The following is an 11051-nucleotide window of genomic DNA, read 5'->3' as shown; positions in this document are numbered from 1 at the left end:
TGCGTGCGCACTGGCAACATCGTCCGGCTCTGGCAGGCCATCGTCTGGGCCGACGACCTGACCGGCAACGTCGGCACCAGCCTTCCCGACGGCAACGGCGGGAGCGTCCGCGCCGGCGAGGGGGTCCGCGCCGGCGGCGGGAGCGCCAGTGTCGACGGCGGGAGCGTCCGCCCCGGCCGTGGGGGTGTCCGTGCGGTCGGTGTCGGCGGCGGCACCGACGTCAGCGGAGCCGCCGTCGGAGGCCGCGGAGTCGCCGTCAGAGGGCGCGCCGTTGTCCGAGGCCGCGCCGTTGTCCGAGGCCGCAGTCCCGTCGGACGCGGACGGGGCCGTGTCGCTGGAGCCCGGGTCAGCCTCGGTGGTCGACACCGGGCCGGACACCGGGTCGGCGGTGCCGAGCCGTGCCGGGTCGGCTCGGTCGACCACGGAGTCGACAGTCTCCGCCGGATCTCTCTGCTCGGCCATCTCCGCCCTCCGCGCCATGCTCGCACCCGGACCCGTGACGTCGAGCCGGATGTGCCTGGTTGTCACCGTGCCACAGATCTCCCCGAGCGGACAGCCGGAGCGGGTCGTGGCGGATCAACCAGCGTTGCTGGCGCTGCTCGACGGGCTGTCGCCGCCCGTCGCGCTCGTCGTGGCCGGCGGCGTGGTCGGCGGAGGCGTCGTGTTCGGCGCGCTGGTGGGCGCCGAGGGCAGCGTCGGCGGGGTGGTCGGCGAGGTGGTCTCGGTCGGTTTCGGCGTCGCGCTGCCGGTCGGGGTCGGCGTCGGCGTGGCCGAGCCGGTCGGCGTGGGCGTCGGGGTGGCGGACTTGGTGGGCGTCGGCGTCGGGGTGGCGGACTTCGTCGGCGTCGGCGTCGGGACCGGCGGGGTCGGCACGGACACGATCGGTGCCGGCACCGCGCCGATCACCCGGGTCGCGGCGTACAGCCGGGTCCAGCGGACGGCCGAGATCTTGACGACGTCGCCGGTGGTGGGTGCCTGCACCATCTTGCCGTTGCCGATGTACATGCCGACGTGGTGGATGGTCGTCCAACTGCTGCCGGAAGCGAAGAAGAGCAGGTCGCCGGGGAGCAGCGCGCCCTGCGGCACCGTCCGCCCCCGGGTGGCGGCGTACTGGTCGCGGGAGACCCGGGGCAGGTCGAAGTAGTCGGCGCCGGGCGACCGGTACGCAGCCCACATCAGGCCGGAGCAGTCGAACTGGTCCGGCCCCTCCTCGGACCACTTGTACGGGTCGCCGAGCTGGGCGAGCGCGTAGCGGACCGCGGCCAGGGCCCGGGGGTGCGCGGCCATGCCGCTGATGCTCTGGTTGGCGACGTAGCCGCTGCCGTACTGCTGCTCGGCGGCCTCCTGCTGACGTTCGATCTCGATCAGTTGGGTCGCGTTGTCGCGGCGCAGCTTGAGCAGGCTCGCCTCGGCCGTGCGCAGCGCTCCCTCGCCAGCGGTGAACTCCGCGTCGGCGGCGGCGAGCTGGTTCTTGGCTTCGGCGTGCTTCTGGTACGCCTCCTGCTCACCCGCGCGGGCCCGGGACAGCCCGCCGGCCACGCCTGTGGTGCCGCCGTCGACCTTCTCGCCCCTGGTGATCTGTTGGAGGCGGCTCAGCTCCCGGATGTCCTGAGCGAGGTCGCCGGGCGGCAGCGCGGCGGCTGCCTTGACGGCGTCGGCGGCGGCCGCGTCGGCTTCCTGCTGAGCCCGGAGCAGGGCGTCCTGCGCGCTCGCGAGCACCTTGGCGGCAGACTCCACCTGGGCTTTCGCGGCGGACTGCTTCTGCTTGATCGTCAGGAGCGCTTCGCCGAGTGTGCCGACCTGGGCTTCGCCGGCATAGATCTGCGCGGCCAGCGGGCTGGTGCCGATGGTGGCCACCGGCGGCGCCGGGACGCCGGCGACGGGTGGGCCGCCGGGCAGTTGGACCGTGCCGATCGCCGGCGGCCGGGCACCGGTGTCGGGCACCGTCGTGGGCAGTCCGGGCTCGGCGTACGCGGGGGTGGCCATCACAGCTGCGGCGATCGCGCCGAGCAGGGCGGCCCAGAGCTTCGGACGCAGCACCGGCGAGATCACCGGGCTCCGTCGTCGCTGCCGTCGCCCGCGCCCGCTGTAGATCATGCCGCTCCTCGTCCCGCTGCTCCTCGCCGCGCACGGTGGGCGCGACCGCCGGGACGGTACCAGTGTGTGTGTTCCGCCCCACCTTGTTACTACCGCACCTCGCCAACCTTGTCGATGCGTGGGCGGGTTACGGGAGGCTGAGAGTTCGGTGAAGTGGGTCGCTGCCGGCGACCGTGCCGCCGGGGCTGTCGGCGTCCCGACGTACGCTCGACCGGGACCGCAGGTGGAAGGGACGTGCCATGGACGCCGGACTCAAGCGTGAGCTCGAAGCGAAGGTGTACGCCGGTGAGCGGCTGACCCGGGAGGACGGGGTCGCCCTCTACGAGAGCGACGACCTGACCTGGTTGGGGCGGCTGGCGCACCACAAGCGCACCGAGCTGAACGGTGAGCGGGTGATGTTCAACGTCAACCGGCACCTCAACCTGACCAACGTCTGCTCGGCGTCCTGCGCGTACTGCTCGTTCCAGCGCAAGCCGGGCGAGAAGGACGCGTACACGATGCGCATCGACGAGGCGGTCCGCAAGGCCAAGGAGATGGAGGACGAGCAGCTCACCGAGTTGCACATCGTCAACGGCCTGCACCCGACGCTGCCCTGGCGCTACTACCCGAAGGTGCTGCGCGAGCTGAAGGCGGCGCTGCCGAACGTCAAGCTCAAGTGCTTCACGGCGACCGAGGTGCAGTGGTTCGAGAAGATCAGCGGTCTGAGCGCCGACGAGATCCTCGACGAGTTGATGGACGCCGGCCTGGAGTCGCTGACCGGTGGTGGCGCGGAGATCTTCGACTGGGAGGTCCGGCAGCACATCGTCGACCACGCCTGCCACTGGGAGGACTGGTCGCGCATCCACGCCCTGGCGCACAGCAAGGGCATGAAGACCCCGGCGACGATGCTGTACGGCCACATCGAGGAGCCCCGGCACCGGGTCGACCACGTGCTGCGGCTGCGTGAGCTGCAGGATGAGACCGGTGGCTTCGCCGTCTTCATCCCGCTGCGCTACCAGCACGACTTCGTCGACTCGGCGGACGGCAAGATCCGTAACCGGATCCAGGCGCGTACCACGATGGCGTCGCCGGCCGAGTCGCTGAAGACGTTCGCCGTCTCCCGGTTGCTCTTCGACAACGTGCCGCACGTGAAGAACTTCTGGGTGATGCACGGGCTGTCGGTCGCTCAGCTCTCGCTGAACTTCGGCGTGGACGACCTGGACGGCTCGGTCGTCGAATACAAGATCACGCACGACGCCGACTCGTACGGCACCCCGAACACCATGCACCGCGAGGACCTGCTGCACCTGATCTGGGACGCCGGTTTCCAGCCGGTCGAGCGGGACACCCGTTACAACGTGGTCCGGGAGTACGACAGGGCCCCGTCGCTGGCGCAGCGGCGCGCCGAGCCGCAGCAGGTCTGGGCCTGAGTCACCACGTACCCTCGCAGTCGATGACCGAGAAGAGCGGTTCCGAGCAGCAGAGCGGGTTTCCCCGCCGGGACGCCGAGGGGCGGGTCCGTACCCTGGGCGATCTGCTCGGGGTGTGCCTCGCCGGGGTCGTCATCGGCGCGTTGGCGTTGGTGTTGTTCGACTGGGCGTTCGCCTCGATCGGCGCCGGTGACTTCGGGCACACCAACGGCTGGCTCGCGGTGATCCTGCCGGCGTGGCTGTTCTGGGACGACTTCCGGGCGTGGGAGTTCGGTGCGGCCCGGGTGTTGGCGGCGGTGGTCGCCGCGGCCGTGGGTGTGTTCGCCGGGCTGCTGATCGCCGGGTTGGGCGCGGGGTTGCCGCCGCTGCTCTCCGGGGTGTTGGCGGCGGCGGCGTTCACAGTGGCGTACGCGGTGGTCTGGTTCCCGGGCGTCCGCTGGCTGGCCCGCCGGACCGGCTGACCGCTACCGCCCACCGGGCGGATCGAACCTTCCGCCGGCATCGGCGGGCGACGGAGAGAACGGAGTGGTGCGGGTGAGCGCCGCGCTCAAGTACACGCTGGGCCGGATCGGGCTGTTCGTCGCCGTGCTGGCGGGTCTCTGGCTGATCGACATGAACGTGTTCCTGAAGCTGATGCTGGCGTTGGTCTTCTCCGCCGCGCTCTCCTTCTTCCTGCTGCGCGGCTGGCGGGACGAGATGGCCGGTGAGATGGCCGACGCGACCGAGCGCCGCCGCGCGGAGAAGGAACGCCTCCGCTCGGCCCTGGCCGGCGAAGACCAGAACCCCGCCGACCCGCCCGCCGACTCTTCACGTTGATCAAGAGGTTTGCGTCACCGGAGACTGAATCCGTGACGCAAACCTCTTGATCACCCGCGCGGGGATGTGGGGGTGGATCTACCAGTTGGTGGAGCCTTGGACCTTGGGCCAGGGCTTGGACGTTGGCTTGATCAGGTACGCGATGCCGCCGGAGCCGCCGGAGGTGCCCCCGCTGGCGTTGGTGCGCTTGGTCCGCAGCCAGATCTGTTCGAACTGCGCGCGCTTGTAGACGTTGCGCACCACGTCGTTGCTGGACGAGGCGGGGTCGTTGACGATCACGTCGCCCTCGGCGGTGAAGCCGACCACCACGAAGAGGTGCCCGGAGGTTCCGTAGTTCGCGCCGTCCAGCTCGCTGGCGAGGAAGGACTGGCTGGTCACGACGGGGATGCCGGCGGCGATGAACCGCTCCAGCTCGTCCAGCGAGTGCAGTCGGGTCACGCGACCCTCCAGGCCGGGGAAGCTGGCCGCGTACGCGGTGTTGAACGGCCAGTTGCCAGCGCCGTCGTACGCGTAGTCGAAGGTCATCCGGGCCGCGTGGTTGACCGTCGGGTCGGGGTAGGTCGGGTCCACCCAGGAGGTGTCGGCCGCCGACGGCCTACGACCCCAGTACTCGACCACCATCTCGGTGGAGGTCGGTGAGCACCACGCCTCGCCGCCGCCGTCGTACTCGGGGTAGTGCCCGGCGTGCACGTTCTGCGAGTAGCGCGGCACCGGCAGCTCGACGCCCCAGGCGATGTGCCCGGCGCTCGGCGTCACGGTGAACCGGTCCGGCACAGTGGAGCTCATCGCGCCGAGCATCCGGACCACCGGCGCGGCGGTCTGCCCGGGTGCCCGGTAGAGGGTCAGCCGCAACTGGTACGACCGCAGCAGCACCCCGGCGGTGGCGTCGTCGATACTGAAGGTGTCGGTCCAGATCGTCGACCAGGGGTCGCCCTGCCGGTTGACACTGGTCCGCCTGATGTCGGTGTCGCCGGACGCCCAGCGACCCATGACGTACCACGGGGTCTGGTCACCGCTGGTGTAGCTGCCCTGCATCTCCACCTGGATCCAGGTGCCGGCGGGGGTTTCCGCGTTCCAGGAGGCGATCAGCTCGGTGGCGTCGAACCCGATCCGGGTCACCGGTGAGGTCCAGGTGCCGTACTCCCAGGTTCGGGTGACGCCGGTGTGCGGGTCGGCGTAGTCCGTCGTGCCGGCAGGGCGGGCCAGGGTGAGGCCCGCTCGGGCGCCGGGCACCACGCGGGTGCCGGACCGGTCGCCTCGGTGCCAGTCGGCGGGCCCGGACCAGTCCTGGAAGGTGATCTGCTCGTCGTGGCTGACGGCGGGTGGGCGGGCCGCCGTCGCGGGCGCGACGGTGGCGAGCACTGTGAGCGCGGTGACGCCGGCGAGGGCGGCCGCGTACAGGCGGGGTCTGGCCATGGGTGCTCCGCGGTGTCGAGAGGGGCATCGTCGCTGGTCAGTTTTCCGCTTGGAGAGAAGTTTCGCCAGATGTTCGTCGCTGGAAAATCATTGCCGCCGGGATGATCGGCTCGGGATGCATAAGGCAGCGATCGATATTGATATGACCATGTGACAGGTGGTGAAGTGTCCTTCACCGAGCGGGATCTCCCGCCCATCGAGGAGGTAGTCCATGGCCCTCCGCACGCCCATTTCTCTCCGCCGTGTCCTGGTGCTCGCTGTCGTCACCGGGCTGGGCATCGTCACCGTCGCCGCCGGCCCGGTCGCCGCCCGGCCGGCACCGGACCGCACCGCCGAGTCGGCCGCCGCCGGCTACCGGGTGCTCGGGCCCCGGACCCTCGCCGACCGCAACGCGGTGGCCCGCACCGGAGCCGCCATCGACTACTCCGAGCACGGCGTGCTGCACATCTCGGCCACCGCGGCCGAGGCCGCCGCGATCGGCAAGCTCGGCTTCCGGTTGGAACCGCTCGCCCCGCCACCCAACGCCGAACGAGGCGCCGACGACTTCGGCGCGCTGGCCTTCCCGCCGGCCGACTCGAACTACCACGACTACGCGGAACTGACCGCCGTCGTGAACCAGGTCGTCGCCGACCACCCGGCGATCGCCCGAAAGATCAGCATCGGTTCGTCGTACGAGGGCCGCGACCTGATGGCCGTGAAGATCTCTGACAACGTCGGCACCGACGAGAACGAGCCGGAGATCCTGTTCAACTCCCAGCAGCACGCTCGGGAGCACCTGACCGTCGAGATGGCGATCTACCTGCTCAACCTCTTCACCGACAGCTACGGCGGCGACTCCCGGATCACCAACATCGTCAACAGCCGGGAGATCTGGATCGTGCCGACGGTCAACCCGGACGGCAGCGAGTACGACATCGCCACCGGGTCGTACCGGTCCTGGCGCAAGAACCGGCAGCCCAACAGCGGTTCGTCCAACGTGGGCACCGACCTGAACCGTAACTGGTCCTACAACTGGGGTTGCTGCGGCGGCTCGTCCGGCAGCACCTCGTCGGAGACCTACCGGGGCCCGTCGGCGTTCTCCGCCCCGGAGACGCAGGCGCTGCGCAACTTCGTCAACGGCCGGGTCGTCGGTGGTGTGCAGCAGATCAAGGCCAACATCGACTTCCACACGTACTCGCAGCTGGTGCTCTGGCCGTACGGCTACACCACGGCGAACACCGCGACCGGGATGAGCGCGGACCAGTACAACACCTTCGCCACCATCGGGCAGCAGATGGCGGCCACCAACAGCTACACACCGCAGCAGTCCAGCGACCTCTACATCACCGACGGGGACAGCATCGACTGGATGTGGGCCACCCACAACATCTGGGCGTACACCTTCGAGATGTACCCGGGCTCGTCCGGCGGCGGTGGCTTCTACCCGCCCGACGAGGTGATCCCCGCGCAGACCTCGCGCAACCGGGAGGCGGTGCTGATGCTCAGCGAGTACGCCGACTGCCCGTACCGGGCGATCGGCAAGCAGGCGCAGTACTGCGGCGGCGGTGGTGGCACCACTGTCTGGTCGGACACCTTCGAGACCGCCACCGGCTGGACCATCAACCCGTCCGGCACCGACACCGCCACGGCGGGCGCGTTCGAACGGGGTGCCGCCCAGGCGACCACGTCCTCCGGCGCCAAGCAGCTCACCCCGTACGCCGGCTCCAACGACCTGGTCACCGGCCGGCTCGCCGGATCGGCCGCCGGTGACTACGACGTCGACGGCGGTGTGACCAGCGCCCGGTCCCCGGCGGTGACCCTGCCGTCGTCGGGCACGCTGACGCTCTCGCTGGCCTGGTACCTGGCGCACGGCTCGAACGCCTCGTCGGCGGACTACCTGCGGGTGAGCGTGGTGCACAACGGCGGCACCACAGCGCTGCTCACCCAGGCCGGCGCGGCCACCAACCGCAACGGGAGTTGGGCGGTGGCCAGCCTCAACCTCAGTCCGTACGCCGGCCAGTCGGTGCGCATCCTCGTTGAGGCGGCGGACGCCTCCGGCGCCAGTCTGGTAGAGGCGGCTGTGGACAACGTCACCATCACGTCCTCCTGATCGGGTGGGGCCCCGCTCCGCCCGGCGGGGCCCCACCACCCGCTCCCGAGCCTCCATATCCGGGACATATCCCTCGTGCGCCATGGTTTCGGCGATCGGCCGGCGCTGATCGATCCTTGATCGATCCGGCACGTCGTGGCGGTGCGCTACCGTCTTAGCGACCAGTCCGCAGCGAAGCCGGTGCTAAATCCGGCGCTGTCCCGCAACTGTGATGCCCCACCCCGGTGGGGACGAGCCAGGTCGCCTACGGATCGGTCGCGATACGCGCTCTCGAGGAAGGGCGCCTCGTGGGCGGGCGTACGAAAGTCCCTGTCGGCGAAGCACCACACTCCTCGACCGACAGGAGGCCCCCATGTTCAGACGTACCCCTCGGCTCTTCGCCGCGACCCTCGCGGTCGCCGCGCTCGCCCTCGGCGCCTGCGCCGAGAAGGCCGACGACAAGCCGAGCGCCGGCACCGCAGCCGCCGCCTACCCGGTCACGGTCGGCGCGCTCACCCTCGACAAGCGTCCCGAGAAGATCGTCGTGCTGTCGCCCACCGCCACCGAGATGCTCTTCGCCATCGGTGCCGGCCCGCAGGTGACCGCCGTCGACGACCAGTCGAACTACCCGGCCGACGCGCCCAAGACCGACCTCTCCGCCTACCAGCCGAACGCTGAGGCGATCGCCGGCAAGAACCCCGACCTCGTGGTGCTCTCCGACGACCGCAACAAGATCGTCGACCAGCTCACCAAGCTGAAGATCCCGGTCTACCAGACTCCGGCGGCGACCACGCTCGACGACTCGTACCGGCAGATCACCGAGCTGGGCACGCTCACCGGGCACGCCGACCAGGCCACCGACGTCGCCACCCGGATGAAGGACGACATCGCCAAGCTGGTCAAGGACCTGCCGCAGCGCACCGAGAAGCTCACCTACTTCCACGAGCTGGGTCCCGAGCTGTACAGCGCCACCAGCAAGACCTTCATCGGCTCGCTCTACAACCAGGTCGGGCTCACCAACATCGCCGACCCGGCCGACGCGGACAGCAAGAACGGCGGCTACCCGCAGCTGTCCCAGGAGTTCATCGTCAAGGCCGACCCGGACTTCGTCTTCCTTGCCGACTCCAAGTGCTGCCAGCAGAACGCCGACGCGGTCAAGGCACGTAGCGGCTGGGCCGGGCTCACCGCGGTCAAGAACAACCAGGTGATCGCGCTGGACGACGACATCGCCTCCCGCTGGGGCCCGCGCGTCGTCGACCTCCTCCGGGTCATCATCGACGCGGTCGCCAAGGTGCCCGCGTGACCCCGATCCGTCGGTGACCGGGCCGCTGTCGGCGGCCCGGTCCGTCGGGTCACCTCCGGTGGCCCGGCCCGCCGGGCTGCGCAAGCGGTGGCTGCTCGCCGGGGTGCTCACGGTGCTCGTCGCGCTCGTCGCCGGAGTGTCGCTCGGCCCGGTCAGCCTGCCCGCCGGCAGCGTCGCCGCCGAGCTGCTCAACCTGATCCCGGGTGTGCACCTCGACAGCGGGCTCTCCGAGCGGGAAATCGCCATCGTCACCGAGTTGCGGCTGCCCCGAGTGGTGCTGGCCCTGCTCGTCGGGGGTCTGCTCGCCCTCGCCGGCGGCTGCTACCAGGGCGTCTTCCGCAACCCGCTCGCCGACCCGTACCTCCTGGGGGTGGCCGCCGGCGCCGGCCTCGCGGTCACCGCGGTGATCGCCCTCGGCGGCGCCGGCCGGGAGGGCGCGATCTCCGGGCTGCCGATGACCATTCCGTTGGCCGCGTTCGCCGGTTCGCTGCTCGCCGTGGCGATGACCTACGCGCTCGGCGCGGGCGGCGGGCGCAGCCAGTCACCGGCGATGCTGATCCTCGCCGGGGTGGCCGTCTCCGCGTTCCTCTCCGCCGGGCAGACGTACCTGCTGCAGAAGCACGCCGACAGCATCCAGCCGGTCTACTCCTGGCTGCTGGGTCGGCTCGCCACCGCCGGTTGGCACGACGTGCTGCTGGTGCTGCCGTACGCCGCGCTGACCACGGTTGTGGTGCTGCTGCACCGCCGCGAGCTGGACGTCCTCGCGGTGGGTGACGACGAGGCGAAGAGTCTGGGCCTGCACCCGCAGCGCACCCGCTACCTGTTGATCGCCGCCGCGTCCCTGGGCACCGCGGCGGCGGTCTCCGCTACCGGCCTGATCGGCTTCGTCGGCATCATCGTGCCGCACACCGTCCGGCTGCTCGCCGGGTCGAGCTACCGGGTGATCCTGCCGTTGTCACTGCTGTTCGGCGGTGCGTTCCTGGCCCTGACCGACGTGGTGGCCCGCACCGCCGCCGCTCCGGCCGAGGTGCCGATCGGGGTGGTGACCGCCCTGCTGGGCGGCCCGTTCTTCGTGATCGTGCTGCGCACCGCCCGGCGGGTGCTCACGTGAGCCGCGAGCCCGCTGCCGGCCCGTCTGTTGCCGGCTCGTCCGCTGCCGGTTCTGCCGGCGACGTGCCGGCCGTCGAGGTGCGTGGCCTGCACGTCGACCTCGGCGGCACACCGATCCTGACCGGCGTCGACCTCACCGTCGCCGCCGGCGAGTGGGTCACGGTGATCGGTCCGAACGGCGCCGGCAAGTCGACTCTGTTGCGCGCCGTCGGCGGCCTGCTGCCCGCGCCGGGGGCGATCACCCTCTTCGGTACGCCGAGCACGGCGCTGCGCCGCCGGGACCGCGCCCGGGTGGTGGCCACCGTGGCACAGTCCCCGGTGGTGCCGGCCGGTATGTCGGTGCTGGACTACGTGCTGCTCGGTCGGACCCCGTACATCCCGACCCTGGGCCGGGAGTCGACCGCCGACCTGGACGCCGTCCACGAGGTGCTCGGGCGTCTGGACCTCACCGGCTTCCACCATCGCGAGCTGGCCACCCTCTCCGGCGGCGAACGGCAGCGGGTGTTCCTCGCCCGGGCGCTCGCCCAGGGCGCGACACTGCTGCTGCTCGACGAGCCGACCAGCGCACTCGACATCGGTCACCAGCAGGAGGTCCTGGAAGTCGTCGACCAGCTACGTCGTGAGCACGGCCTGACGGTCCTCGGCACGATGCACGACCTCTCCCTGGCCGGCGAGTACGCCGACCGGATGGTGATGCTCGCCAGCGGTCAGGTGGTGGCCGCCGGGACCCCCGCCGAGGTGCTGACCGAGCACCTGCTCGCCACCCACTACCGGGCCAGCGTCCGGGTGGTCCCCGGCACCCACGGCCCCCTGGTGGTCCCCGTCCGTCCCA

The 11051-nt window shown here is 70.9% G+C and carries 9 protein-coding genes, 1 pseudogene and 1 riboswitch; of the genes and pseudogenes, 7 read left to right on the top strand and 3 right to left on the bottom strand.

From position 1 onward, the window contains the following. Positions 1 to 462 (bottom strand): annotated as a pseudogene (locus ACWCO3_RS24225) (hypothetical protein); the annotation flags it as partial. 114 nt (positions 463 to 576) lie between these two features. Then, the gene (locus ACWCO3_RS24220) at positions 577 to 2097 is read right to left on the bottom strand and encodes an NlpC/P60 family protein (RefSeq protein ID WP_450012183.1); all 1521 of its coding nucleotides are present in this window, start codon (positions 2095 to 2097) and stop codon (positions 577 to 579) included. 239 nt (positions 2098 to 2336) lie between these two features. Between ACWCO3_RS24220 and mqnE the strand changes: the two genes are divergently transcribed. From mqnE to ACWCO3_RS24205, 3 genes are all read left to right on the top strand, one after another. After that, a complete protein-coding gene (mqnE, locus tag ACWCO3_RS24215; RefSeq protein WP_145785889.1) occupies positions 2337 to 3506 on the top strand; it encodes an aminofutalosine synthase MqnE in 1170 nt (389 codons plus the stop codon). 23 nt (positions 3507 to 3529) lie between these two features. After that, a complete protein-coding gene (locus ACWCO3_RS24210; protein WP_145785890.1) occupies positions 3530 to 3967 on the top strand; it encodes a hypothetical protein in 438 nt (145 codons plus the stop codon). A gap of 73 nt (positions 3968 to 4040) precedes the next feature. Next, complete coding sequence (locus tag ACWCO3_RS24205) at positions 4041 to 4322, top strand: DUF4229 domain-containing protein (protein WP_145785891.1); 282 nt, start codon at positions 4041 to 4043, stop codon at positions 4320 to 4322. Between the two features lie 78 nt (positions 4323 to 4400). On the opposite strand, the gene ACWCO3_RS24200 is transcribed toward ACWCO3_RS24205, so the two are convergent. Then, a complete protein-coding gene (locus tag ACWCO3_RS24200) occupies positions 4401 to 5738 on the bottom strand; it encodes a C39 family peptidase (protein WP_145785892.1) in 1338 nt (445 codons plus the stop codon). A gap of 211 nt (positions 5739 to 5949) precedes the next feature. On the opposite strand from ACWCO3_RS24200, the gene ACWCO3_RS24195 reads away from it, so the two are divergent. The 4 genes from ACWCO3_RS24195 to ACWCO3_RS24180 all read left to right on the top strand — a co-directional run. Further along, positions 5950 to 7827: a M14 family zinc carboxypeptidase gene (locus tag ACWCO3_RS24195; RefSeq protein WP_145785893.1), complete on the top strand. Its 1878-nt coding sequence runs from the start codon at positions 5950 to 5952 to the stop codon at positions 7825 to 7827. 176 nt (positions 7828 to 8003) lie between these two features. Further along, a riboswitch (cobalamin riboswitch) is annotated at positions 8004 to 8067 on the top strand. A gap of 112 nt (positions 8068 to 8179) precedes the next feature. Continuing rightward, positions 8180 to 9109, top strand: coding sequence for an ABC transporter substrate-binding protein (locus ACWCO3_RS24190; protein ID WP_145785894.1), 930 nt, complete (start codon positions 8180 to 8182; stop codon positions 9107 to 9109). 13 nt (positions 9110 to 9122) lie between these two features. Next, positions 9123 to 10220, top strand: a complete 1098-nt coding sequence (locus ACWCO3_RS24185) for a FecCD family ABC transporter permease (RefSeq protein ID WP_450012179.1) — start codon at positions 9123 to 9125, stop codon at positions 10218 to 10220. Positions 10221 to 10282: 62 nt separating this feature from the next. Next, on the top strand, positions 10283 to 11051 hold a 769-nt coding region (locus tag ACWCO3_RS24180; RefSeq protein ID WP_450012184.1), incomplete at its 3' end, for an ABC transporter ATP-binding protein.

The organism is Micromonospora sp. NPDC002411 (genome assembly GCF_053592955.1).
The sequence above is the reverse complement of the archived record's forward strand: the minus strand, read 5'-3'. Positions and strand labels throughout refer to the sequence as shown.

What these genes read in the sequence shown, in the direction of transcription:
- ACWCO3_RS24220 (WP_450012183.1), bottom strand. Translation starts at nt 2,097, where the DNA reads ATGATCTACAGCGGGCGCGGGCGACGGCAGCGACGACGGAGCCCGGTG.
- mqnE (WP_145785889.1), top strand. Translation starts at nt 2,337, where the DNA reads ATGGACGCCGGACTCAAGCGTGAGCTCGAAGCGAAGGTGTACGCCGGT.
- ACWCO3_RS24210 (WP_145785890.1), top strand. Translation starts at nt 3,530, where the DNA reads ATGACCGAGAAGAGCGGTTCCGAGCAGCAGAGCGGGTTTCCCCGCCGG.
- ACWCO3_RS24200 (WP_145785892.1), bottom strand. Translation starts at nt 5,738, where the DNA reads ATGGCCAGACCCCGCCTGTACGCGGCCGCCCTCGCCGGCGTCACCGCG.
- ACWCO3_RS24195 (WP_145785893.1), top strand. Translation starts at nt 5,950, where the DNA reads ATGGCCCTCCGCACGCCCATTTCTCTCCGCCGTGTCCTGGTGCTCGCT.
- ACWCO3_RS24190 (WP_145785894.1), top strand. Translation starts at nt 8,180, where the DNA reads ATGTTCAGACGTACCCCTCGGCTCTTCGCCGCGACCCTCGCGGTCGCC.